Below are 25804 nucleotides of genomic sequence, written 5' to 3'. Positions count from 1 at the left end.
GCTTGATCCGACTTCGCGGGCATTGGGATGGCCGCGGATTGCGTCGTTTCCCGACCCACGTCGGCTTCCGTAAATCGACAGACTGGCCACGTGGGATGGAACGGTGTCGGACCGCCTTCATGCGAACCCGCCACAGACCTGACGCGTCCGCTGGCAGTCGCGCTGACACTGGGCTCGTTTTGTCCGACCTCACCAGCATCGCAGGTATCGCACGATACCGACCAGAATCGGCGCATAATGCCGAACAAACCTACCGCAGATCGCCTGTCAAAGTCGTCGCAGAGTGCGGTATTCTGGCTCGTGCGCTACTTGGATCGGATGATCGACACTCGGCTTGGCCGGCTCCTCGCAGCGATGGGTGGGGTAGTGCTGGAGGGCCCGCGTGCCTGCGGAAAAACCTCGACGGGTCTTCAGCATGCGAACAGTTCGCTTCGGCTGGACTCCTCGCCATCAGCTGTCGAGCTGGCCGAGCTGGACCCAGTCGGCTTGCTCCAGGGCGCGACACCTCGACTCATCGACGAGTGGCAACTTTCCCCCACGCTGTGGAACGTCATCCGCCACGAGATCGACAGCCGAGGGCTGTCTGGGCAGTTCATCCTGTCCGGCTCGGCCGCTCCACCCGACGACATCCGCCGCCACTCAGGCGCCGGCAGATTCGGACGGATCCGCATGCGCACCATGTCTCTCAGTGAAAGTCAGCGCTCTTCGGCCGAGGTATCCCTCCACGAGTTGAACGATCACGACCACTTGAGCGGGGTGCGAAGCCCTCTCGGCTATCGCGACCTGGCCGCCGAAGCGGTACGTGGCGGCTGGCCCGCCTTGGTGCACTCCAGCGTCGCGGACGCCGTCGAGTTCAATGCCTCGTACTGCAACGACATCACCTCCACCGATCTGCGTCTTGCGACAGGAGTGCGACATGACCCGGTTCGCGTTCGTCGCCTGCTGGCCAGCCTTGCGCGCAATGTGGCGACTGAGGCCAATGTCGCGAATCTGACCGCGGACGTCGCCGCCGATGGGCGTTCGATCGACCGGGACACCGTCCGAACCTACCTGGACGCGCTCGCCTCGATCTTCATCTTCGAGGAACAGCCCGCTTGGAGCGTCAGCCTACGGTCGCGATCCCGCTTGCGCAGCCGCCCGAAACTCCATCTCAGCGACCCGGCACTAGCGTGCGCGGCGCTTCAATTGTCCCCACAAAGACTCGCCAACGATCCTGAGTACTTTGGCCAGGTCTTCGAATCGATGGTGATCCGCGACCTCCACGCCTACCTCGACACGGCCGGTGGCCACATTTTCCACTACCGGGACGATACCGGGCTCGAAATTGACGCCATCTTGGAATTCGTCGAGGGCGAGTGGGCCGCGGTCGAGGTCAAGCTCGGCACCAGACACATCCCGGAGGCCGAAGCGAACCTGCTGAAGCTACGGGACGAACGCGTCGATACCGACCGTGTCGGCCGCCCGCGGTTCCTTGCCATCATCACGGGAACCGAGTATGGCTACACCCTTCCTTCCGGAGTCCACATCATTCCGATCGGTGCCTTGACCGCCTGACGGCGTTGGCCGGCCCTGCCGGACCAAATGGCTGGCTGGTGCTGGTGATCGCGGTCGGGACGAGTCTGGCGTACGCGATCCGCGTGGCCCGCACCCGAGGTCGATGAGCCAGACGGGATCACCCGGAGGCGACGCCCACGCCGATCTCATTGCCATCCGGATCCCGGAAGATCGCCACCAGGATTGGGCGAGCAGGACGCCGAGATCCGGTCCTGGCTTGCCGCGCCTTCCTGATCACCGAAGCCCGCTCGACCCGACTTCGCACCATTTGCGGTGGGCCCAACCCGACTTCGCACCAGCTGCTGCGACTGCGCACCCGGTAGACATGGTGCGCGGTTGATCCAGTTGGTGCGAAGTGGGGACTCGGGGTGCCGGGCGAAGGCGGCCTGAGTCGGCCCGACCAGATACCTGGCTCGCACGGTGGTCCGGCCTATGAACTTTTTGTCTGAGGTCAGCCGTAGTGTTCGCAACGCGGCATGAGCACCAGGGCAGCGAGGTCGGCATCGAATGAGGTCAGGTCCAGTGAGATCAAAAGCAGGGGGTGCGCGGCAGTGAGCACCGAGGTTCCCCCGATCGGCAACCGGTCGAGCAGATCGGCAAGCGGGCGCGGACGTCAGCCACCGGTCGGCCTGGTCGCCGGCACCGAGGACTCGACGCCGCTGGCCTTCCGGGTGGCGATCGAGCCTGAGGCCTACCTCCAATTGGACGACGTGGTGTTGACGGTCCGCGACGTGCCGGGAATCGGCCCCGTCAGCACGGCCGGCGTGGTGACCCAGGTCCGGGCCCGGCACGAGGGTGCCTCGTTCGGCTCCGACACCTTCCTGATCGCCGACGGCGTGCTCCCCGCCCACGTCCAAGAACTGGCTGAGGTCACCACCACCCGGGTCGACCCGGAGTGCTACATCCCGCCGTTGCCGGGCACCCCTGCCAGTCGCGCCACCGGTGCCGAGCGGGAGAAGGCGCTCTATTTCGATCAGATGGCGACCAAGGTGCCGATCGGCATGGGTCGCGACGGCGAACCGATCTTCGCCAACCTGGAGTTCCTGGACGGCACCCGCGGCGCCCACGTCTCGATCTCCGGCATCTCGGGAGTCGCCACCAAGACCAGCTTCGCGCTGTTCCTGCTGCATTCACTGTTCACCTCCGGAGTGCTGGGCAAACGCCAGCTCAGCACCCGGGCCCTGATCTTCTCCGTCAAGGGCGAGGATCTGCTATTCCTCGACCGGCCGAACATCAAGCTCGACGATGACCTGCGAGCCGCGTACGCAGCGCTCGGACTGCCCGCCAGCCCGTTCTCCTCGGTCGGCTTCTTCGCCCCACCATTGCCCGGCGACCAGACCGGCCGGCCCAACGTGGTCGGCCGGACTGCCGGGGTCAGCGCGTTCTGGTGGACGCTCGCCGAGTTCTGTGCCGGCGAACTGTTGCCGTACGTGTTCGCCGACGTGGAGGACGAGCGCAACCAGTACACGATGGTGGTCCACCAGGTCACCACCCGGTTGAAATACGAGGCTCAGCCGGCGGGACCGGATGGCGCGGTCGCGATCAACGGTCGGCTGGCGCGGACCTGGCCGGAGCTGGTGGACCTGATCGACGACCTGCTGAATGACGACGCCACCCAAGCCGACTGGGCCGGCCGAATCACCGGACAGGGCACGATCAATGCGTTCCTGCGACGGCTCCGCTCCTCCGTCCGGCCGCTCACGCCGATCCTGCGCGGGGACCTGACCGCGACCTCCCGGCGCACCATCGACACCACGGACCAGCAGGTCACCGTGATCGACCTGAACACACTCCCCGAGCGCGCACAGCGCTTCGTCGTGGGTGTCACCATCGCCACCGAGACCGCGCGCAAGGAGAAGGCCGGGCCCGGCGGGCTGTTGTTCACCATGATCGACGAACTCAACAAGTACGCACCCCGCGAGGGCAGCTCGCCGATCAAGGACCTGCTGCTCGACATCGCCGAGCGCGGCCGCTCGCTCGGCATCATCTTGATCGGCGCCCAGCAGACCGCCAGCGAGGTGGAGCGCCGGATCGTGTCCAACTCCTCGATCAAGATCGTCGGCCGGCTGGATCCCGCGGAGGCGGGACGACCCGAGTACGGGTTCCTGCCGGCGTCGCAACGGCAGCGAGCGACCTTGGCCAAACCCGGAGCGATGTTCGTCTCCCAGCCGGAGATCCCGGTGCCGCTGGCCGTCGAGTTTCCCTTCCCGGCTTGGGCGACTCGGCTGAGCGAGTGCGCCACGGCGCCCGAGCAGGAACGCGAGACAACGACGCGAGACGCGTTCCGACGATTGCCTCCGGTGGATGACTTCGACTTCGACGATCTCGGCATCGAACCCCCGCCACCCTTCTGATCTCCCACCGACCCAGCCCGCTGATCTCCCCCACCGACCCAGCCCGCCAATCTCCCCCACCGACCCACCCCGTTGATCTGATCCAGGAAATCGACCATGAAGCTGTTGCACACCTCCGACTGGCACGTCGGCAAGACGTTGAAGGGCCGGTCACGGCTGGATGAGCAGCGGGCAGTCCTCGCCGAGATCGTTGCGCTGGCGATCGACCACGAGGTCGACGCGGTGCTGATCGCCGGCGACGTCTACGAGAACGTCGCCCCGACCGCCGAGACCCAGCAGCTGGTGGTCCGGACTCTCCTGCAGCTGGCCCGAGCAGGCATCGACGTGGTCGCGATTGCCGGCAATCACGATCATGGACCGACGTTCGAGGCCTATCGACCGCTGATGGGCCAGGTCGGCATCCAGCTGATCGGCAACGTCCGACCCGCGGACAAGGGCGGCGTCTGTCGCCTCACCGCCCGATCGACCGGCGAGCAGGCAGTCGTTGCGACCCTGCCCTTTCTGTCCCAGCGCTATGCCGTCCGGGCCGCGCAAGTGCTCACCAACACCCCCGCCGAGAACGTCGGCGCCTACGACCAGCACGTCCGCGATGTGCTGGCCAACCTGACCGCGCCGTTCGGCAACCAGTCGGTCAACCTGGTGATGGCCCACCTCACCTGCATCGGCGGCACGATGGGCGGCGGCGAGCGGGAGGCGCAGTCGATCATGGAATACAGCGTCCCGGCGGGGATCTTTCCGCTCGACGCCCACTATGTCGCCCTGGGGCATCTGCATCGTCGCCAAAGACTGCCCGCGGCCGCGCCGGTGCACTACTCCGGTGCGCCACTGGCCATCGACTTCGGCGAGCAGGACAACACGAACGTCGTCTGTCTGGTCGAAGTCGCACCCGATCGGCCGGCTCGGGTCACCGATCTGCCCGTCAGCAGCGGCCGACGGCTGCGCACCATCACCGGCACCGTCGATCAGTTGCTCGCCGACCCTGACTCCTACGGCGACGACTTCCTGCGCCTGAGGGTGACTCAGCCCGCGTACGCCGGTCTGCGGGAGCAGGTGCTGGAGCAGCTGCCGAACGCCTTGGAGATCAGGATCGATCCGCAGTTCTCGGTCAACCCGCACCGGCCGCCGCGCCATGACCGGCTGGTCCGCACGCCTGCCCAGCTCTTCAGCGACTACTGCGCCGATGCCGGGGTCGAGGATCCGCGGCTGAACCGGCTGTTCGATGAGCTGGCAGACGAGCTGGCCGTCTCGGGCAGGGGCTGATCATGCGTCCGCTGCGCCTTGACATCGCCGGCTTCGCCGCCTTTCGGGACCCGATCACCGTCGACTTCACCGACGCCGACTACTTCGCGCTGACCGGCCCGACCGGCTCCGGCAAGTCGACCGTGATCGACACCATGACGTTCGCCCTCTACGGCTCGGCGCCGCGCTGGGGCAGTGCCGCCTCGATCCAGTACGCACTCGCGCCCACCGCCAACCGCTGCACCATCCGGCTGGTGTTCGACGTCGCCGGCCAGCGCTATGTCGTAGCCCGTGAGGTACGCCGCTCCGGCAAGCAGATCACCCAGAAGAACCCGCGACTGGAGCGCTATCTCGACCCGGACGCGACCGGCGACCCCGACACCGACGAGCCCACCGAATCACTGGCCGCCGATGTCAGCGCGGTGAAACAGCAGGTCGTCGAGCTGCTGGGCCTGGACTTCGACGACTTCTGCACCTGCGTCGTGCTGCCGCAGGGCGACTTCGCCACCTTCCTCCGGGCCAGTGTCGCCGAGCGGCAGACCATCCTGCTCAAGCTGCTCGGCGCCCGGCACTACGAGACGATCGGCCGCCTGGCCAACCGCCGCGCCGCCGATGCGAACGCCCGGATCGAGGCGCTGCAGGGCCAACTCAACGGGTACGCAGATGCCACCGAAGAAGCCGAGTTGACCGCTCGGGATCGTCAGCAGCAACTGGCCGCCCTGGCCACCATGGTCTCGACCGAGGTCGCCGCCCTGGACGATGTGCTCACCGCCAGAGCAGCCACAACGGCCACGATCGATCGCCTGACGGCTCAATTCCGGCTGCTAACGACCGTCGAGACCCCGGCAGGCGTCGGCGTCCTGCAGCAGGCACTGGCCGCCGCCGACAACGCGTACGCCACAGCCGCCCAGGCCGAGCAGGAATCTCGGACCGCACTGCAGGCCGCCGAGGACGACCTGCGTACCGGACCCCAGCGTGGACCGCTGGAGGAGACGCTGCGCTGGCACGCCGCCCGAACAAGCGACGCCGCCCGCCGGCCGGAGGTCGTCGCAGCGACAGCTCAGGCGGCCACCGCGCTCGCGGCAGCCGAGCAGACCGCCGAGCAGGCCGACCGGGATCTCGGGCTGGCTCGGACCGAGCATGAGCAGTGCCGGGCAAGACAAGAGCAGGCGTCGGCCGCCGTCAGCGCGATCGAGGAACGGCTCACCCTGTTGGCTACCGTAGTGGTGCCGGCCGGCACAGCAGACCTGGGAGCCGCCACCGACGCCGCCAGGAGCCGCTGGGACCAGGCGGTGCATCGATGGGAGCGGGCCGAGGCCGCGATCGGCCCCGTGGTGAGTGTGGTCGACGCCCTGCCGGAGCCGGGCACGATCACTGCCTTGCAGCGCACCATCGACCGGCAGGAGAAGGTCCTCGCACAACGGGCCGAACTCGCCCCGCGACTACGGCAAGCGGCAGCAGAGCTCGATGCGGCCGAGAAGGTCACGACCAAGACCCGACACGACCTGGATCGGGCACTCGCGGACCTGGAGCAGGCCCGGACGCAATCTGCTGCGGCCGATCTTCGTACACACCTCGTGGTCGGCCATGCCTGCCCCGTCTGCGACCAAACCGTTGCCACGGTGCCGGACACTCTGGCCGCGCCGGCCCTCGACACCGCGAGAGCAGCCGTCACAAAAGCGGAGCAGCTGTATCGGACGCTGGCTCAGACCGAGGAGACCCGCAAGCACCGGCACACCGTTCTGGTCGCGAAGGACCACGCACTGGCCGACCAGTTCGAGGGACTGGACGAGTCGATCACCGACGAGCTGTCGGATCCGCTGGTCGCCGGCGCACCCTCGGTGTCGGCTCGTCGGGAGTCTGCCAAGTCGGAGTCTGCCGACTCCACAGCCGACAGCTCCGCAGCCGACAGAACGCGACGCTATCGCGAGATCGTCGAGGCACTGCGCGCCGAGGTGGACCAGGCATATCGCGCGCACCGGGCCGCGGTGCAGGAGCGGAGGGACGCCGAGCAGGCCTGTATGGGCGCCCAGGTCGCCGTCGAACAGACCGCCGCGCAGGCACAACAGAGCTGGGCCAGTCTGCACGCCAAGCACGGTCAACTCTGCGAGCTCGACCCGCCGCCGGTCACCGCTGCGGGTCTCATCGAGGCTTGGCAGGGGTTGGCCGATTGGGCTGCTGCGCAACGCCACCACGTGACCAGCGCTCAGCTCGCGACCGCGCAGCTCGGCTGGCAGGCGGCGAACGCCGATCTCCAGGCCAGCACCGAGCGGCTCCGCCAGGCCGACACGGCAGCCCGCACCGCAGCTCAGCAACACCGGTCCGCTGCGGTGGCCGAGAGCAATGCCCGCACCGAGCGTACGCAGCTGGATGCCCGGCTCGCCGAACTCGAGGAGATGCTCGCCGATCGGCCCAGCGAGGCTGACGCCCACATCGCCTTGGCCGAGCACCGGCGGCTCGACGACGCCGCCGCCACGGCTCGCACTCAGACGCAGACGGCCGCACGAATCAGGCAGCAGGCCGAAGCCGAGCGCGACCGCCTCCGACATGACCGGGAGGCGGCCCGGTCGGCGCTGCAACACAGCCGAGAACCGCTGATCCCACTCGGCGTACCACCGATCGACGACACCGACCTGGCCGCCGGCTGGGCAGCGCTGCACGACTGGGCCCACACCCAAGCCGAGGATCACCAGCGCACCCTGGCCCGACAACACGCCCAGCGAGCCGCCGCGGACATCGACCTCGCCGCCCGGCTCACCGACCTGACAGCACACCTGAACAGCCACCAACTGACCATCGCGGCGCCCGATCTCGGCCGGCTCGACCAGCCCGGCGGACCGGCGCAGTTGCGACGGATTCCGACCGAGGTCGAATTGGCCGCCGAACGCGCCCGCAGCACGACAGCGGAGATCAGCCGACGCCGCACCGAGGCGGCGGGCCTGCGCGCCACCATCGCCACCGATACCGAGACCGAGCAGGTCGCCCGACAGCTGGCCAGGATGATGTCGGCCAAGCAATTCCCCCAGTGGCTGGCCGACGCAGCACTGGACACCCTCGTCACCGATGCCTCGGAGTCGCTGTTGGCACTGTCCAGCGGCCAGTTCGAGCTCGCTCATGAGAAGGGCGAGTTCTTCGTCATCGACCACACCGACGCAGATTCGGCGCGCTCGGTGAAGACCCTGTCCGGCGGCGAGACGTTCCAGGCCAGCCTCGCGCTGGCGCTGGCCCTCTCGGAGCAGTTGTCCACCCTGGCCGCGGGCGGGCGAACCACCCTGGACTCGATCTTCCTCGACGAGGGATTCGGCACCTTGGACCCGGACGCGTTGGAGATCGTCGCCTCGACGTTGGAGAACCTGGCTCAGGGCCGGCGGATGGTCGGCGTCGTCACCCACGTCGCGGCACTGGCCGAACGCGTGCCGGTGCGTTATCTGGTCAGCCGGGATTCCCGGACCTCGACGATCGAGCGGGTGGGCCCGTGAGATTCGCGATCGACGCGTGGGATCCCGGCTACGGCTCGAGCCTGGAGCTCGACGGTGCCGCCGAGACCGTGGTCCAGGTGCGGACCGACATCGAGCTGCCGGTCGACCGCTGGGTGCCGATTCCCCCGACGCCCGGGCTGGAGCAGCCGTCGAGCACCGTGTTCGTCGACGGCGTACGCCGGGTGGAAGCGCGGGCCTGGATCGACGACGTGGATCCGGACGACCCCGACCTGATCGCCGCCGAGGCGACACCGGCGCTGTGCGCCTCTTACGCCGCCGGTGCGGTCTGCTGCTGCGACGACCGCGCCCACTTCCTCACCCTGGAGCTACGCCGCGGCCTGTTCACCACCTCGAACCACGCCCGCGACATCGCCACCTGGGCCGGCATCTACCAAGCCTGGCCGGTCACCCTCAAGCCGGCCCAAGGTCTGATGCTGAGTCTGTCGGCCACCTTGCAGCACCGGCTCACCGAGCTCGAATTGCTCGTCGCCGTCAATGCCCGCAGTCTGACCAGCGACCACACCGACAACCACGCCAACCGCGAGGACAGCCTGCTGATCGTCGACGGTCCGGTACGCGGACGCGCCCACCTGACCCGGGTGCTCGGCGTGATCAAGTCGCACCAGACCGCCTATCTCGAGCCCAAGCTGCATGCGATGGTGTCGAGGCTGGCGGCCCGCGAGCGGACTCCGGTGTTTCTGGTGGACACCAGCTGGGATCGGTTCACCTGGTATCTGCGCCTGCCAGGCGAGCCGAGTCACCCGTGGTCCGGCATCATCCGGGTGGAGTGTGCCGCCAACATCCCCGCGGCAGAGGCCATCGCGCTGGCCCGCCTGTCCCAGGCGGTGCTGCCGCGCTATGCCTCGGTGGAATACAAGGACCCGCGGGCACCACAGAATCTCTATCCGGTGGCAGCCCTGGAGCGTGAGCTACGGCGGCGACTGGGCCATCCCGCGCTGCTGGCCCGCGCGCTGCGGCAGGCCGCCCACCCCACTCACGCCTGAGGACGGGCACCAGCCAGGTGACACCACTAGCCTGAGCAGCATGCCAGCGCATCACCATCGCCACCAGCACGGAGTCATGTCGGGCTGGATCGTCAGACCGTACGACCTGGTCGTCGGCGGGGTGCTGATGCGTGGCACCTATCGCCGGATCGCCGAGCACCTCACGACGGGAATCGTCTCCGGCGGCCGCGTGCTGGATGTCGGCACCGGACCGGGCCGGCTGGTCGAGGCCATCTCACGGCGGCGGGATGATCTGCAGGTGATCGGCATCGACCCGTCGAGCGACATGATCACCCGCGCCCGACGGCGGACCCGAACCCTGCCGAACGTCCAGGTACGGATGGCCTCCGCCGAGGACCTCCCGTTCGAGGAGGAGTCGGTGGATGCTGTCGTCTCGAGCCTCAGCTCCCACCACTGGGCCGACCGCGTCGTCGCCCTTGACGAGCAGGCCAGGGTGCTCCGTCCCGGTGGCCGATTGTGGATCGTCGATCTCGCCAGCCACCTGCCGGACGGCATTCGCGACGAAGTCCACGACGCCGGTCTACGAATCACCGACGCCGACAAGGAGGTCCTGGGCGCAGCACACCGACGGCTGGTGCTGATCACTGCCCGCAAGCCACTGGCGGCCGCCTGAGCCGCACCCGAACATCGGCCCTTTCCGGGACGGGAAAACCATTGGACAAAGCATGTATCAGGCGGACCTCCCAACGGTCTTCGAGGTGAGATCTCGCGAGTGTGCTCGACGGAGGTAGGCAGATGAGAGGAACCGACGAACCGACGGTGGCCATGCTGGTGTCCGCGGCCACAAGCGGAGAACGCTCAGCCTGGAACGAGATCGTCGAGCGCTTCACCCCGTTGCTGCTGGCGACCGCCCGCAAGTATCGGCTGTCCGACCATGAGGTCGCCGATGTGGCGCAGACCGTGTGGCTGCACCTCGTGGAGCACCTGAAGGACCTTCGGGAGCCCGCAGCACTGCCAGGTTGGCTGGTGTCGACCACCCGGCACGAGTGCCTCCGAACGATCGGACGCAACGAACGGCAGCGGCCTCGCGATCTGCACAGCACGTTCGAGAACGATCTGGTCACCCCGGACATCGCCGCTGACGTGGCCGAGGACATCGATCGGCTGAGCCGCCAGCAGGCGGTGCTGGCGGGATTCGCCGAGCTGCCGGAATCGGATCGACGACTGCTCCGACTGCTGATCAGCGATCCGCCGCTGACGTACGCGCAGATCAGTGCACAGCTCAACATCCCGATCGGAAGCATCGGCCCCACCCGCGGTCGAGCCCTGGACCGCCTTCGTGCCACCGAGGCAGTCAGCCAGCTCGTCGATAGCGATACATAGAGACAGGTAGCAGAAATGTGCGATATGGACCCACTCACCCCTGAAGAGGAGCGACTTCTCGCCGATCTCAAGGATGCTCTGGCCGCCGCGCAGCATCCTCAGCGGCAGTTGATCGTCGCGAACGCGCAGGACGCCTTCAACTACGGCGACCTCGAGGACGAGCTAGCCCATCTGGTCTACGACTCGCTGCTGGAAGACGACCTGGTCAGATCCGTACGCGCCGCGGAGGTGAGCCGCATGGTGGTGTTCGAGTGCCAGGCGCTGACCATGGAACTGGAGCTGCGCGGGCGAGAGATCATCGGACAGATCGGACCTCCCGGCCCGGCGACAGTCATCGTGGAGACCTCCGACGGAACGCTCACCACGGTGCAGGCCGATGCGCTCGGCTGCTTCACCGCCCGGGCGAGCGATCCCCAGGGGCTGCTGCGATTCCGGGTCACCCGGCCCGGCAGCTCCGCGATCACCGAATGGACCTACGGGCCCAAGCAGTCTTGAGCATGGCCAGCATCCATCTCCAGTCCAGAGCCACCTGGCAGTTGGTCGCCGACCCCCAGACAGATGAAGGCAGCCGCAGTCGCCCGCAACCGGGGATCCGCGTCGGTGAGTGCATCCTGCTGGGTCTCGGCCAGAGCCTGAGCGGGCACTCGACCGCTCCGCAGCCGGCGGTGATAACCCACCATGAGCGACGTGGTCTCGGCGTCGTCGATGGAGATCACCGGCGCGACCACGGTCGCCGTCTGCCGGCTCAGCAGCGTCGCAGTCAGCCCGAGAATCTCCTGCCCAGGCGTGACCTTGGAAACACCGCTCTCGCAGGCCGCCAGCACGACATGCCGCGGCGTCGCACCAACCTGCTCGAGATCGAAGACGGTGAACGGCCCGTCGGCCAACAGCAGCGAGGAGAACAACGGGTTGTCCGGTCGAACGCTGCCGTGAGCCGCCAGATGGCAGATCGCCACGGCCCCGATCATGCCGCCGACCCGAGCGGCACTCGCCTCGGCGCCTGTCAGCAGCGTCGCCCCTGGATACAGGGCGGCGACTGCTTGCGCCTCGGTCAGCGCCCCCGGCAACTGCGGACCCGCGATGGCCAGGACTGATCCGGTACGCGGCCGCGGACGGTTGCGCGCGGTCTGCCACAGGGTCGCCGACGGAGCGACGGTGACCGGTCTTCCCCGGCACGACGGCGGCAACGACCACGGCAGACCTTGAAGCCACCCGGTCGGCACGACGAGTAGGGGCCGATCGCCGAAAACCTTCGCGATCGGGGTCAGCAGCCGACGTTCGAAGACCTCCGCAGCGTTGTCCACCACAGCCATCGCGGTCTCGGGACGTCGATCCCCGACCGACTGGACCATCCTGCGCATCGCGAAGGGCAGGTGCCGCAGTATGTTCCGCACCTCGGCCGACGGGCCGAGCCGGTGCAGCCGAGCACGACCGTCCACCATCGTGACCGCCGCCAGATCCGGGCCGTGGTCGACGTACTCGACCAGACAGCTGCGGCCGAGCTCTGCGGCAAGCTCACCCAGGGACGGGATAGCCGCGGTTCGAGCCCCCGCCCACGGATGGCGACGAGCGAAATCGCGTACGGATCGCTCCAGTTGCGTCTGTTGGGTCACCAACGTGTGGGTCGATCTGCCGGCGACGCGCGCCTCCGCGATCTCGGTCATGGTGGCGCGCAGTTCCTCGAGCAGACGAGCCAGCCCTGGATCGACCGGCGGCAGCGCTGGACGGCCCAGCTCGGCGCTGGCGCGCTGCCGCTCACCCCACCAGTGCACCGCTGCGACATCGTGATCCTCCAGCGCCAGCCGGAGCCCGACCTGAGCCGGCGCGTTCCGGTGCATCGAGACGTGAGCACGCAGCTCGACAGCACCGAGGCTGAGGCTGTGCTCATCCACGATGCGTACCGAGGCGCGCAATGCCCGCTTCGCGCCGCCCCTGGAACCCTCCGCCTCCCGCAGCAGCGCCTCAGCCACCCAAGCTCGGGCGCGGACCTCGGCCGGACCGGAACGCCGGGCGGCCGCTGCCCGCTCCAGGTCACGGCGGGCCGCCCGCTGCCGGCCCTCTCGCAGGGCGGTCATGGCTGCGACGACCCTGGCCTCCAGTGCGGGGACGGTCCAGCCGGCCTGCTCCAGCTGATCGGCCACGGTCCGAATCCGGGCTGCCGGCACGGCTGGAGGATCGACGATCACCGGACCCCAGTCCAACCCCTGCGGCGGCGCCAGTTGAGCCTGTAGCCGCGCGAAGCGGGCCAACGGCAGCCACTCGAGGCGACCGAGTTTCCGGAATCCGATGGTGGCCGCGGACGCGGCCTCGAAAGCGACGTCGTTGTCTCCTTGCAGCAGGGCGACGGTGGAGAGGATCAACTGGGCCTCCGGGACCTCAACGACCCGGTGCTGTGCCTGGAGAATGGCCACGGCTTCCTCCGCTGCGCCCCTGGCTTCGTCCAGAAGCCGGACCCCGAGCAATGTCGTCGCCCGGTCGACCCGCAGCGAACCGACCTCCACGCCCAACGCGGCATAGCGTTCACCCGCCCGCGCGAGCCAGTCCAACGCGGCCGGTACGTCGCCTCGGGCGGCCTTGACACAGCCCAGGTTCTGCTCGGCGTACGCCGCGGCAAGCCCCAGGCCCTGCTGGTCACACAGCTCCCAGGTCCGGATCAGATCGGCCTCGGCAAGCCGGAACTGACGGCGGGCCGCATACACGCTACTGCGGTTGCTCAGCGCCCGGACCTCCCACTCCGCGTCACCGGCACGGCGCAGCACAGGCAACGCGGACCGTAGGTCGGCCAGTGACTCATCGAGTCGACCGAGCAACTCCAGCATCGCTGAGCGCTGCACCCGGGCCCGAGCCGCCGGCAGTCCCTGCAACTCACCGATCGCTTGTTTCACCGCCGACAGACCCTGCGTCGGCTGCCCACGCAGCAGCAACGCCGGGCCGAGACTCATCCGAGCCTCACCAGCCAGCTCGGGATCACCTGCCCGGCGCGCAGCCGCTATCGCGGCGCGGAGCTGCGCCACCGCACTGTCGAGGTTTCGCAGCTGGACGTCGGCAACCCCTCGGGCTCGACAGGCAACACTGACGGCTGCCCAGTCCTGAGCGTCCCGGGCCGCCGCCTCGGCATGTGCGCTTGCCACGATGGCACGCTCCGGATCGACAGTGGCCAGCGTCAACGCCGTTTGCGCCTGCTCGCGAGGGCTCTCGCTGTCGGCAACGGGAACTCCGACGCCCGCCGAGAGAGCCGGACTCGTGGACCGGTTTCCCTCGGCGCTGCGATCATCGACGACCCCGAGCTTCGTCACTGGCTACCTCGATGTCTACCTGACGCCTCGGGCCCAGCCCGTGATGCGCGGGTACAACGGACGCGGCGGATTCCACGCATTCGCGGAGACACCACCGGTGATGAGGACTGGCTGCGGGTTGAGCAGTGCTGCCACGACGTCGGTTGCTGACCGCTGATTCGGCCGCACTCCCGAGGCGATCAGCCCACTCACCAGAGCGGTCGCGAACGACGTACCGCTCCACTCCGCCCACGGTGCGCTGAGCTGGGCAGCATGATCGTGAGGTGCATGACCGGAACAGCCGCAGTGCGTCGGAACGTAGGTGCTCCGCAGATCCACCCCGGGAGCGGTCACATCCACCCACGGCCGATCCGGCGAGAACGGCGCCGGCCGGCCCTCACGGTCCACCGCTCCGACCGCCAGCACGTCACCGAGGGCAGCGGGCCACGACGGCAGGTCGGCAAAGCTGCTCGCCTTGGCAGGTCCTACTCCACCTACCGCGGTCATCGCGTTGTGGTTTCCTGCTGCGGCAACGACCACGACGCCACGGTCGATCCGTTGAACTGCCCGGACGAGAGCCAACGGCGCCGCACCGTCGGCGGTGTAGCAGGCGAAGGACAGATTGATGACCGACACCCCACTCTGACCGAGTTCGACGATGGCCCGAGCCACATCCCAGGTGTTCCCCTGACCGTCACCATCGAGCACGCGGCGAACCACGACGGTGGCGCCTGGAGCCTGGCTCAGGATGAGTCCCGCAGTGAAGGTCCCATGGCCCGGCACGGAGCCTGCCGGGATACCGTCACCAAGCGCACCGAAGGTCGGCATTACTTCCTCCCAGCCACCGTCCAGCCACGGATGAGGCCAGATACCGGTGTCAAGCAGACCGACCCGCACGCCCGCTCCCGGCCCGGTCGCTCGGAATCGCGGTGGCGCCCAGTCCTGCCCGTCGGTGAGCAGCATTGGTACACCGCCACCACCGAAACTCGTCTCTCTGGCAGCGCCGACACCCCGGCCCGGACCCCCGAAAGAAGTCTCGTTGGTATTCGGCAAGAGTGCCTTCACTTGGACCCCGAAAGAGGTCTCACGCGTGACCCCGACCGCGTCTGATCCTGGAAAGACCACATAACGGTTCCGGCCGATCGTCGGGACCCAGCCACCATTGCGGGCGGCTGCAATGGCCCTGATGTCCCCCGCGACCTGGGTCACCGAGTCAACCGCCGTGGCCGCCGACCCGGACTGAGGCGGAGACGCAGCGAGACTGAGATTGCTGGCACCCGGAGTCGCAGCAACCTCGGCCTGCAGCGATGCGAAGGCCGTGGCTGGGTTGAGAACCAGGCGGGCGAGTCCCAGACGATGATCGGCCTCGGTGGATTCCACCCCGTCTCCGATGAGGTCGCGTACGAATCCGAGATGTTCGGTAGCAACGATCAATTCGTCGGGGGCACTCCAGTCGGCATCCCGAAATACCGGCAGGCTCTGATCGGCCATGGCGAGATCCTAACGTTATAGGGGGTAGAAAGCGACTAGCTTCTCTTCACGGATCGGCGTCGAAGAGACCTGATACATCGAATTCAGTACCGGTTCCGACAACCTTTTGGCATACGATCAGCAATGGCAGCCAAAGTCATCAATGACCAAACAACAATGAATTTGGGTGAATTTCTGACACCGTCCCCAATCCTGCGCGAGCCGACGAGTGCACCCTCAGCCAGCATCCCGATTAGGCTCGTGCCATGCAGCAGCGAGAGATCGTCTGGCGCCAGGCGCTGCCGGGCGAGGAGCAGCCAGCGCGCCCTGCCGATGCAGAGGAGGCCCGCGTCCGATTGCAGTCGGGCAACGCCGACTTCGCCAGACTCGGCGATCTGGGTGGGCGGCAGGTCATCTCCGTCGGGCCCGAGGCCTTCGGACTGCCGCGACAAGTCGGGGCTGGAGTCCCGCAAGAGCCCTTCGCGGCGGTGCTGGCCTGCTCAGACGCCCGTGCTCCGGTCGAGCTCCTGTTCAATCAGGCCGGAAATTCCATGTTCGTGGTCCGAGTCGCCGGCAATGTCCCCGGGCGTGAGTGCCTGGGCAGTCTGAACTATGCGGTGGACAATCTGCCGACCGTCAAGATGATCACGGTGCTCGGGCATACCAGCTGCGGGGCGGTGACGGCGGCCGTGGACGCACTGCTCGCGCCGCAGGTCTATCTCGACCTCATTCACGACCCCTCGCTACGGGCCATCGTCGACGCGCTGCTGGCCGGCGTCCGGATGGCCGATGAGGCACTGGTCGCCGCTCACGGACGCGATGTCCGAGACGCCCCAGGGTTCCGTACGGCGTTGATCGACCTCGGAGTGACCGCCAATGCCGCCATCACCGCTGTCGTACTGGCCCGCGCGGTCGACTGCGCGGTGACGTACGGGGTGTTCAGCCTGACCAACCGCAGGGTCGGTATCACCGGTCCGAACGGCTGGCAGGCCGGCCTGATGGATCCACCCGACGGAGACCGCTCCCTCACCGAGATCCTGCGCTGGGGCGCGGTCAACGCCGAAGTCTGGTGACCTTTCGATAATGTGCCAGACCGCCGTCGCCTAACGCGCGATAGGCTAGGGATCAAGGGCCTCGTGTGGCAGATTATCGAAACCGGCACCGCGTAGGACGCGGGTTGCTGCTTGTCGAGGCTGACTACTCAGTCGGCGACAGGTGACGCGGGCGGCAGCTTGAGCAGATCGACGACCTCGTCCCACAGCTCGCCGAAGGCGAGCGCCGCCGGTGACTTCCCGGCGAAGGCGATCAGCGGCTCCCGCCGTACGGTCATCTGCTCCACCGCGCTGGCAGCCGGGATCGCGATCGTGCTGACCTGGCTGTTCTGTTTCGGCAGCTCGGTCAAGATCTCCTGGTGCAGCTTGCGGCGCCGGTCGAGCATCGAGAAGTAGCCGCGGAGCTTCGGTTTGCGGCCCTTCAACTCCTTGGTGAACTGCGCCAGCTGCTCGAACGTGCGTACCGACAGCACCGTCGGGATCAACGGCACCAGCACCAGATCGGAGGCCCGCAAGACGTTCTCCGACACCAGCGACAGGCTTGGCGGTGTGTCCAGCACCACCACGTCGAACTCGGCGGCGAGCGGCGACAGCAGCCGGCGCAGGGTCCGCTGCGGCTGGGGCCGATCGTTGAGATCGATGTCCATGTGCCGATAGGTGAAGTCGGCCGGCAGCAGATCCAGGTGTGGGAAGTCGGTCGCCTTGATCGCGTCCAGCATCGGCCGAGAGCCCCGGACCAGCTTCGGGCTGCCGCCCTTGACCCGCGGCTTGACCCGGAACAGGTACGTCGCCGCGCCCTGCGGATCCAAGTCCCAGAGCAGGGTGCGTCGCCCCTGCTGAGCGGAGAGATAGGCCAGGTTGACCGCAGCGGTGGTCTTGCCGACCCCGCCCTTGAGGTTGTAGCTCGCCAGCACCTTCATCCGACCGGCTCCTGTCTGCGATCGATCGCGGCCGTCATGCCGACACCAGCCGGTTCACGTGCTTCGCGGCCTTGTTCCCCAGATAGTTCTCGTGGTGCTCGTCGAGGGTCGCCCGCGCGGCGCGCTGCCGTGCCTCGAACTTCGCCGACAGCTCGCCCATGGCCAGGATCGCGTTCGCGTCGACCTTGCCGGCGTCCACCATCTCCTGCGCGAACTGCCGCAGCGCGGCGGCCTGCACCTCGCCGTCCTGGAACTCGCCGAGCAGGTCCTGCAGTTCCTTGAAGTCCGCGATCACGCTCTTGAAGGCGTCCTTGTCGCACAGCGGCTTGAAGACCTCCATCAGATAGCGCATCTCCTTGCACGCCTTGCGCAGGTCGTGCACCAGCTCGGACTCGGAGTCCGCGTCGATCCGGGCCGCCCGCTTCTGGCACTTGCGGAACAGCTTGTGCAACCGCTCGACGGCCAGCTCGGATGCGGTCTTGTCGGTGTGCGACGGGTGCGCGATCACCCCGGCCAGGGCGGTCCGCCACGCGCTCACCAGCTCGGTGTATCGGGTCGAACGCAACGCGCTCGCCAACGCCTGCTGAGCGGCTGCTCGCTTCTCGGCCACATAGGCGCCGAAGGCTGCCAGGTCGTCGGGGTGGGTCACCGTCGCGGCCAGCGAGTCCAGCTCCAGCAGGTAGACGTCCAGATCGCGGGTGGGGGTGGTGATGTCCCCGAGCCAGCGGAACTCCGGCGCCATCCGCTCGGCCAATCCCTCAGGCAGCACGTCGCCAAGCAGCTTGATCACCGACCGGGTACGACGAACCGCAACCCGGAAGTCATGCAGATACTCGCTGTCGATGTCGCTGACGATCCCGTCGACGGTCGCGTCCATCTCCGAGAGATAGCCCAGCAGGGCGTCGGCCACCGCGAAGTCGGCCGCTTGGTCAGGACGCATCCCGAAGCGCTGTGCGACCGTCGGGCGCAGGGCAGGCTGTGCCCGGACCACCGTGAACCAGGAGTCATCGCTGGCCACCAGCGGGGTGTTCTTGGTCAGCGCCTTGCGGATCCGGCCCGCTTCGTGGCGATAGCCGCGCAGCACCTCGATCCCGACCCGCGGCGGCAGGGCTGCCTCCGCCGGCTTGGTCAGCGCCCCGGCCGTCCAGTGCACTCGGGCCACGGCCTTGCCATCGGAGTTGCGGATCGCGTACGTGGTGGTGGTCGCCTCCGTCGTCGCGTACGGAACCAGGGCACGGATCCAGGCCGGACGGGTCACCAGATCCAGAACGATCCCGGCGGGCAGCTCCGCGGGCATCCGGGGCCAGGGTCCGTCCGCGGGCTGTTCGAGCTGGCGACCCTGGTGGACAGCGACCAGACGATGGTGCCGGGGAAGATGAGCGAGGTCGATCCCCACCGCGGCGAGCCTTCCATCGACGGTGTCCAGCAGGGTCAGCACTTCGCTGCGTGAGGACTCGGCAACCACCGTGAAACTGGGTGCGAGAGCTTTGGTCAGCAGTGCCTCGGCGGCAACGCCGGGGCGGGCCTCATCTGAAGCCGAGAGCGTCAGAATGGGCGGAGCAAATGTCACATTCAGGGGCATGGTGGCTCGGAACGTACCAGCCAGACATGAACGATTAGCCGTTACGACACCTGCCCGTCACCCAACCGTTGTGTAGCAGGACGGCGTCACGCAACACCGCCCTGCTACGAGGTCAGTCAGCCCCTGAGATCATCCGTCGCCTCTGCCCACAACGCGGCGTCGGCCAACTCCTTCTGGTGTCTGCGGTAGGCGGCCCAGACCACTCCACCAACGACGGCCCCGAGAGCCAGTACCCAAGTCCACTTCATTGACAGAGCGTAGCTGTGTCTTCGTCACTCGCTGTGAGGCTGCGCTCCCAAGACTCTGTCTTCACTCCTCACTCGCGACGAAAAGCATGTCGCTCGCTCATCGCTCCAGACAGAGCCGTCGCTCCACCTCACGGCCGCTCGCGACGGGGAGAAGCTGCGCGATTCTGCCGGGACTTCCCGGCAGAATCGCTCAAGCTGTTCTACTTGCGGACCTTGCCCTTGACGATCTTGACTATGGTGCCGGGCACCTTGTTCTCCGGATCGCCCATCGTTGCCGCCCAGAGGGTCTTCCTGGACTTGGTGGTCTCGACCGCGACCACGCCCGGCAGGGTGACGTACGGCTTGACCTTGCCGCGTTGCACCACCGAGATCCGGCCGCCGAAGAGCTCGGCGACGTAGATCTTGCCGCTCGTGCCCAGCGCCAGGTTGGTCGCCCCGAGCAGTCCCTTGGCCACCACCTTCGTCTTGCCGTTGCGCAGATTGACCCGGTACACCTTCCCGCGCGCCCCCAGCACCGGCGACTCCGGTCCTCCCGGCAGGGTCGTCACATACAGGTGACCGTCCTTGCCCAGCTCGACATCGGTAGGAACGGCCTCGAAGCGGTACGTGATGCCGACCACGCACTCCGGCAGCTCGAGCGCGGCAGCCATCGACGCGGTGATCTTGGTCGGCTGTGCCGGCAGCACCGCCAGGGTGCTGATCTTGCCCTTGCTGTTCACTCGCCACAACGTGTTCGAGCCGGCATCGGCCACCACCCAACCGCCGGGCACGGCAGTCACCGAGTAGGCATGGGAATCGACATGACCCCGGTAGCTCACCGGGATCTCGGCCTTCTCCAGGGCTTCGGACACGCACGCGCTCGGGTTCTTGACCCCGTAGCGGATGACCTTGTCCGGGTTGTGCTTCGTCTCGTATGCATGGGTGTCGGCATAGATCCGCTTGCCACGTGGGCCCCAGATATGCAGCCCGCTCGCCGAGTTCTCGAAGGTCTCCAGGTTCGTCACGGTCGTGGTGAAGGCCATGGACTTGCCGTTCTTGGAGAACGCGATGCCCGAGGCACCCGGCTGATCGGCGGCGATGGTGGCGAGCTTTCCGTTCTTCGTCACCCGGCCGATCAGATTGAGGCCGCCATCGGCGACGTAGGTCTTGCCACCACGCAACGCGAGATTGAATGGTGCGGCCACCGCCGTCGACACGACTTTCGGCTTAGGAACAGGCTTGGGGGCTGCCGAGCTCGCCGTCGGTGGGATGAGGAGGAGTGATGCGGCCGCAAGCGCGGCTGCACCGAGGAGTCTGGACGTTCGCATGCTTTCTCTCCCTGAATCTGGACACAGCCGCACGATCTCTGTCCGCGACGCACAGTGCGGCGAGGAATGGTGAGGCGGAAGAACCCCGAGGACGGTCCGGGACCCCATCCCGGGCGCGCCTTGCTTGCGATAGTGAAATGGGTCACAGACCCACCCCGAGCCATCATGTCGGCAGGTGCAGAACCCGTCAATAGGAATCTCTGGGCCAACGACCCACCTGTCCACCCCCGAATAACAATCTCCGGGGCAGATATTCAACCTAGCGTCAAGCCGGTCGCAGGGTGATCACCTGAGCGTCGGCATCGGTGTCCAGTCCGGCCCGGTGAGCGAGGGCACCCGCCTCTCCGCGGGTCGCGACGCCGAGCTTGGCCAAGATGTTGGAGACGTGCACGCTGGCCGTCTTGGTGCTGATGAACAGCTCAGCTCCGATCTCGCCGTTGGTCCGGCCGGCCGCCACCAGACGCAGCACCTCGGTCTCGCGAGCGGTCAACCCCGCCAGCGGGCTCGCCGCCGGCTGGCCGAGCGGTCTGCTGGTCCCCAGGGCGAGACCCGCCCGATGGGCAAGCGCGAGGATCGGATCGACCAGCAGCGTGGCCCCGAGGTCCTCGGCCTGCTCGGCGGCCGCCTCCAGCACCATCCGCGCTTCCTCACGCTCTCGCATCGCGACCAGATGCTGGCCCAGCCGCAGACCCGCGTACGGCCGCAGATACGTCGGCGCCTCCACGCGCGTCACACGCTCCAGCGCAGTGCGCCACGCCGAGACATCGTCGACCAGTTCCGCGGTGATCACCGGAGCCCAGTTGCTGCGATTGCGGATCGGCTCGGCAGTGTCGAAGAGCCGACGGACCCGCTCGAGCCGACCCCGCGCGTCACCTCGATCAGACATCCGCGCCGACCGAGCTGCCACCCACAGCGCGGGATAGTGGTGTGCCGGATGGTGCTGCTCCCAGTGATCCAGAAAGGCGGCAGCACTGGTCCAGGCTCGTTCCGGGTCGCCGGTCGCCAGGGCGAGCATCGCATCGGTGCAGATGGCCTGATAGGCATACTGCGGGGCGATCAGCGGGCCGGTGATCAGGCCGCGGAAGTCACTCAGGATCTCCTCCGCCTCCGACAGCCGGCCCGTCCACAGCTTCAGCCAGGCTTGCAGCAACCGCAGATGGGCGTAGTGATGCGCCGGCGGGTCCAGGTCCAGGGCTCGATCCACCAACCGGGCGGCACCGTCCCAGTCGCCGAGGGCGATCAACGGCTCGGCCGCGTTTCCCGCAAGCATCGCACCGACCGAACGCTCCAGGCCCCGCTCAGCGGCGACCTCGCTGCCGGCCAGCGCCTGCTCGGCCGCTTCTCGATAGCGGGCCGTCAAGCAGAGCGCATCGGAGTAGTTGATGTAGTAACGGAGCAGCACCCCAGCCTCTCGGGGTGCCAGCTCACCGGCCCGGGCCAGCTCGGCCAGGCCTTCCTCCTCTTGGCCGCGGGCGACGAGGCAGACTCCGTACGTGTTGCGGGCATGCGACTCTGCGATCGGGTCATCCAGGCCAACGGCCAGGTCGACCGCCTCACGGGCGGTCTCGATCGCGTCCTCGCCGGCCAGCGACGAGGCGATCGCGAGTCGGTTGAGGATGCCGACCCGGACCTGCGGCTCGGCGTCGGCCGGCAAGATGGTCATCGCGGTCTGCAGCGCCTCGATGGCGCCCGCTCGCATCAGAGCGGCCAATCGTTGGCCCTTCTCCGACCAGCGACGGGCGACATCGGTCGGCGGAGTGTCCTCGGTGGTCTCCGCGATCGCCTGCTTTGTCAACGCCAGCGAACGCTCGATCTCACCGGCGTCGCTGGCAGCCTTGGCCGCGGTGTCCAGCAGCTGGAGATGTGTGCACTCGGCGACCGACTCCGCGTCCGGCACGCGGTCCCACAACTCGAGCGCTCGCTCGTACTGTTTCAAGGTCTCCACATGTGCCACCGTCCCGGCCCGGGCGGCGGCCAGCGACCAGCGGAACGCCCTTGCCGCGTCATGGGCAGCCGACCAGTGATGCGCGATCTCCACCGATGCAGTCCGGGGAGCGAGCTCCGGCTGTGCTTCCAGCACCGCGGCAAACCGGGCGTGCAGGCGGGTGTGCTGACCTGGCAGCATGTCCTCGTGCGCCACCTCCTGCAGGAGAGCGTGACGGAAGCCGTAGCCGTCGTCGTCGGTGGTCAAGATGGCGGCATCGACTGCCTCACGCAGATCGGCATCCAACTCGGCTGGGGAACGGTCGCTGACCTGCTCGAGGAGTGCATGATCGACCCGATGGCCGGCGACAGCTGCCACCCGGACGGTCTCCTGAGCTCGATCGCTGAGCCGGTCGATGCGTACGTTGAGGGCGTCCCGGAGGCTGTCGGGCATGTTGATGCATCCTCGGGAAGCGGAATTGGCCAGCTCCGCGACAAAGTACGGCAGACCCTCGCTGCGGCGATGGACGAGGTCGACGGCCACACTGCTGGGAGCATGGCCCAGCAGCTGGGTCAACAGCTCGGCCACCTCCTCCCGGCTGAGTCCTGCGATCTCGAGCCGGCTCACGCCGGCGAGGCGGCCGACCTCGGCCAGGAACGGGCGCACCGGGTGCCGGCGGTCGAGCTCGTCGGTGCGGTAGGTCGCGACCAGGAGCACCGGGGCATCGGTCAGCGCACCGACCAGGAATCGCAGCAGATGCCGGGTGGACTCGTCGGCCCAATGCAGATCCTCGATCACGATGACCAGCGGCCCGGTCTCGGTGGCACTCTCACAAAGCCGTACGACGGCCTCGAACAACTGCAGGCGGAGCGTCGACGACTCCTGAGGTGGACTGATCAGCTCGGGCAGAACCACACCGAGGCCGGCGCTGCTGGCGCCCGCCCAATCGAGCACCTGTGCGGACCCGTGTGCTGCGACCAACTCGCGCAATGCGCCTGCGATCGGCGCATACGGCAGGCCTTCGCCACCGAGCGGTACGCACTGTCCGCGGATCACCTGCGCCTGCCGGTCGCCGGCCGTGGTGGTCAGCTCGTGGACGAACGCGTCGATCACCGTGGTCTTGCCCGAGCCCGCATCCCCGCCGACGAGCACGAAGGCGCTGCCGTCGACCAGCACACTGTCCACCAAGGCGCGCAGACTGGCCAGCTCCTGAACCCGCCCGACCAGACCGGGCAGGAGTCCACCGCGGGCGCCGCCGCCCAGGGCCCTTCCGCGGGCGTCACCGCCCGGAGCCCCACCGCGGGCGTCACCGCCCAGGGCCCTTCCGCGGGCGTCACCGCCCAGGGCCCCACCGCGGGCGTCACCGCCCAGGGCCCTTCCGCGGGCGTCACCGCCCGACGCTCCGGCACGAGGACCGGAAGCGTCGGGATTGACGGCGCCAATGCGTGGCGGCACGTGACGTACCACGCTATTCATCGTGCCACCGCCCGTCAGCTGCGGACACTACCGACGGTGACAGAGTGGTGCTGACGGCGACTCGGACGGCGTGCATCCGCCGCCTCAGCAGCGGGGCTGCCGGTGTCGCTGTGACTCCGGGACAGCATCAGCCGTTCCCACCAGTGACGCCGCCGCGGCTGTCCGTGACGAATGAGGCGGGCCAGCCGCTCCTGCTCCGCCTCCTGGCGAAGGTCTGCGAGCCGTTGGTCGATCAGCATCTTGGCCACATAGTCGTTGCTCATGATGAGCACCTCCTTGGATTTCGATGCTTCTACCGTCGTTCTAAGGAGGCACCCCACACATCGTGCAGATTCCTCATCTTTCGCCGCGACCTGCTGGCTCAGGCGCCGGGCGGATCTGAGGTAGCTGAGGTAGCTCAGATCGAGGTCAGATCGAGTCGACCTCGTGAGCCAAGGTCACGTCGCGGCTGAACTCGGCCCGACGGTGGGCGATGACGGCCAACGCCTCGTCGGTGTCAGCTGCGGAGATGCCGAGCTGGCTGTGCGTCCAGCGGACGAACGGAGCGAGGGCCTCCGGCAAGGCGAGCAGCCGGAACGGTTCGTGGTGGAGCGCAGTGACCCACAGCTCCAGTCCTGTCTCCAGCGCGACCGCACTGAGCAGCCGCGGATCGCCGTACGTCTGGTGACCGAGCACGGACAGTGCGTCCACGAGCACCTCCCGATCGGCTGGGTCGGCGACGACCGCGCCTTCGGGAGCAGCAGCGAACTGATCCACCAGCTCAGCGATCTGAGCCACCGTCCAGGTCTGCCTTTCCCAGCCGTGCCCACCCGGCGGGCAGAGCCGCAGGGCCCATTCGAGCAGCGGGCGGACCTGCGGCCAAGTGTCGGACTCGAATGGCGGGGTGAGCTGCCGGCCGGCGGCGATGCCGTCACTCAACCAGGCCCTGGCATCGGCCGGCGTGAGGTCACGCGAGTCCATCCCCGCCCGACCCTCGCCGGTCAGCGCCTCCCGCACGGGGTCGAGCGGCGCCGGGACCACGAAGGCGTCCTTCACCGCGCCGGCGGCGTTGAAGTCGATCAGCGAGATCACCGACAACTCGGACGGGCCGATGCGCAGCGTCAACACGAGATCGGTCGTGTCGTGCAGTGGGTCGGTCGCCTGCCAGGCACCGACGACCTCGGTGTCCGGCAGCGGCGCCAGCCAGTCGGGCAACCAGTCGTCCTCGATGCCGAGGCTGGCCTCTGCCTTGAGTCGCTGATCGGGTAGCAACTGGGCGATCACCCAGGCGAAGACCATCAACTCGGCATTGTCGGCGTCGAGGAACATCCGGACGAACTCCGCCGGATCCGGCAGACCGTAGGCAGGTGCTTCCTCATCGGCCGACTCCAGGCTGGCGATCAGGGAGCTCGCCAGCATCACGATCGAGTACGGGTGTTCGCTGTCGAGTGCGGCGGCGACCTGATCGTCGAGTTCAGGCGTGGTCTCAGCTGCAGCCAATGCGTGCGCACCGGCCTCGGCGGTGGCCCGCTTGCGCGGGTCGCCGCTGCGCCGGTGAGGAGATGGTCTCTTGCGCTTGGCCATAAGCGAGGAGCCT

At 67.9% G+C, this 25804-nt stretch carries 18 protein-coding genes; 9 read left to right on the top strand and 9 right to left on the bottom strand.

The window, feature by feature from the left end; genetic code table 11:
* Nucleotides 1-90 precede the first annotated feature (90 nt).
* The 8 genes from MLP_RS00325 to MLP_RS00290 all read left to right on the top strand — a co-directional run bounded on the left by MLP_RS00325 (nucleotide 91) and on the right by MLP_RS00290 (nucleotide 11469).
* A complete protein-coding gene (locus tag MLP_RS00325; RefSeq protein ID WP_197536476.1) occupies nucleotides 91-1554 on the top strand; it encodes an ATP-binding protein in 1464 nt (487 codons plus the stop codon).
* Nucleotides 1555-2105: 551 nt separating this feature from the next.
* Nucleotides 2106-3908, top strand: coding sequence for an ATP-binding protein (locus tag MLP_RS00320; RefSeq protein WP_013860973.1), 1803 nt, complete (start codon nucleotides 2106-2108; stop codon nucleotides 3906-3908).
* Between the two features lie 96 nt (nucleotides 3909-4004).
* Complete coding sequence (locus tag MLP_RS00315) at nucleotides 4005-5168, top strand: exonuclease SbcCD subunit D (protein ID WP_013860972.1); 1164 nt, start codon at nucleotides 4005-4007, stop codon at nucleotides 5166-5168.
* A gap of 2 nt (nucleotides 5169-5170) precedes the next feature.
* Nucleotides 5171-8626 (top strand): AAA family ATPase, encoded by a 3456-nt coding sequence (locus MLP_RS00310; RefSeq protein ID WP_013860971.1) that lies wholly within the window; start codon nucleotides 5171-5173, stop codon nucleotides 8624-8626.
* A complete protein-coding gene (locus MLP_RS00305; RefSeq protein WP_013860970.1) occupies nucleotides 8623-9630 on the top strand; it encodes a hypothetical protein in 1008 nt (335 codons plus the stop codon). The genes MLP_RS00310 and MLP_RS00305 overlap by 4 nt, the downstream gene beginning before the upstream one ends.
* A 40-nt stretch (nucleotides 9631-9670) precedes the next feature.
* Nucleotides 9671-10264 (top strand): class I SAM-dependent methyltransferase, encoded by a 594-nt coding sequence (locus MLP_RS00300; protein WP_013860969.1) that lies wholly within the window; start codon nucleotides 9671-9673, stop codon nucleotides 10262-10264.
* A gap of 122 nt (nucleotides 10265-10386) precedes the next feature.
* A complete protein-coding gene (locus MLP_RS00295; RefSeq protein ID WP_013860968.1) occupies nucleotides 10387-10974 on the top strand; it encodes an RNA polymerase sigma factor in 588 nt (195 codons plus the stop codon).
* Between the two features lie 24 nt (nucleotides 10975-10998).
* A complete protein-coding gene (locus MLP_RS00290) occupies nucleotides 10999-11469 on the top strand; it encodes a hypothetical protein (RefSeq protein WP_013860967.1) in 471 nt (156 codons plus the stop codon).
* Here MLP_RS00290 and MLP_RS00285 read toward each other — a convergent pair.
* Together MLP_RS00285 and MLP_RS25880 are read right to left on the bottom strand one after the other, a co-directional pair.
* On the bottom strand, nucleotides 11448-14270 hold the full coding sequence (locus MLP_RS00285; protein WP_013860966.1) for a CHAT domain-containing protein: 2823 nt from the start codon (nucleotides 14268-14270) through the stop codon (nucleotides 11448-11450). The two genes, MLP_RS00290 and MLP_RS00285, sit on opposite strands and share 22 nt — an antisense overlap.
* A 15-nt stretch (nucleotides 14271-14285) precedes the next feature.
* Nucleotides 14286-15740, bottom strand: coding sequence for a S8 family peptidase (locus MLP_RS25880; protein WP_013860965.1), 1455 nt, complete (start codon nucleotides 15738-15740; stop codon nucleotides 14286-14288).
* A gap of 245 nt (nucleotides 15741-15985) precedes the next feature.
* On the opposite strand from MLP_RS25880, the gene MLP_RS25875 reads away from it, so the two are divergent.
* Entirely contained in the window at nucleotides 15986-16792 is an 807-nt protein-coding gene (locus MLP_RS25875; protein WP_013860964.1) for a carbonic anhydrase, read from the top strand.
* Nucleotides 16793-16920: 128 nt separating this feature from the next.
* Here the strand turns inward: MLP_RS25875 and MLP_RS00270 are convergent, their stop codons facing one another.
* The 7 genes from MLP_RS00270 to MLP_RS00245 form a co-directional block, all read right to left on the bottom strand.
* Nucleotides 16921-17691, bottom strand: a complete 771-nt coding sequence (locus tag MLP_RS00270) for a ParA family protein (RefSeq protein WP_013860963.1) — start codon at nucleotides 17689-17691, stop codon at nucleotides 16921-16923.
* A 34-nt stretch (nucleotides 17692-17725) separates the two neighbouring features.
* Complete coding sequence (locus MLP_RS25870) at nucleotides 17726-19261, bottom strand: CHAD domain-containing protein (protein ID WP_172641524.1); 1536 nt, start codon at nucleotides 19259-19261, stop codon at nucleotides 17726-17728.
* Between the two features lie 128 nt (nucleotides 19262-19389).
* Nucleotides 19390-19521: a DLW-39 family protein gene (locus MLP_RS28750; protein WP_231851399.1), complete on the bottom strand. Its 132-nt coding sequence runs from the start codon at nucleotides 19519-19521 to the stop codon at nucleotides 19390-19392.
* Nucleotides 19522-19721: 200 nt separating this feature from the next.
* The gene (locus MLP_RS00260) at nucleotides 19722-20717 is read right to left on the bottom strand and encodes a ScyD/ScyE family protein (RefSeq protein WP_197536475.1); all 996 of its coding nucleotides are present in this window, start codon (nucleotides 20715-20717) and stop codon (nucleotides 19722-19724) included.
* A 376-nt stretch (nucleotides 20718-21093) separates the two neighbouring features.
* Nucleotides 21094-24207, bottom strand: a complete 3114-nt coding sequence (locus MLP_RS29160; protein ID WP_049804409.1) for a helix-turn-helix transcriptional regulator — start codon at nucleotides 24205-24207, stop codon at nucleotides 21094-21096.
* Nucleotides 24208-24242: 35 nt separating this feature from the next.
* Entirely contained in the window at nucleotides 24243-24491 is a 249-nt protein-coding gene (locus tag MLP_RS00250; protein ID WP_013860959.1) for a hypothetical protein, read from the bottom strand.
* A gap of 145 nt (nucleotides 24492-24636) precedes the next feature.
* A complete protein-coding gene (locus MLP_RS00245; protein ID WP_013860958.1) occupies nucleotides 24637-25791 on the bottom strand; it encodes a hypothetical protein in 1155 nt (384 codons plus the stop codon).
* Between the last annotated feature and the right edge of the window lie 13 nt (nucleotides 25792-25804).

The sequence above is a fragment of the Microlunatus phosphovorus NM-1 genome, assembly GCF_000270245.1.
GTDB lineage: Bacteria > Actinomycetota > Actinomycetes > Propionibacteriales > Propionibacteriaceae > Microlunatus > Microlunatus phosphovorus.
The sequence above is the reverse complement of the archived record's forward strand: the minus strand, read 5'-3'. Positions and strand labels throughout refer to the sequence as shown.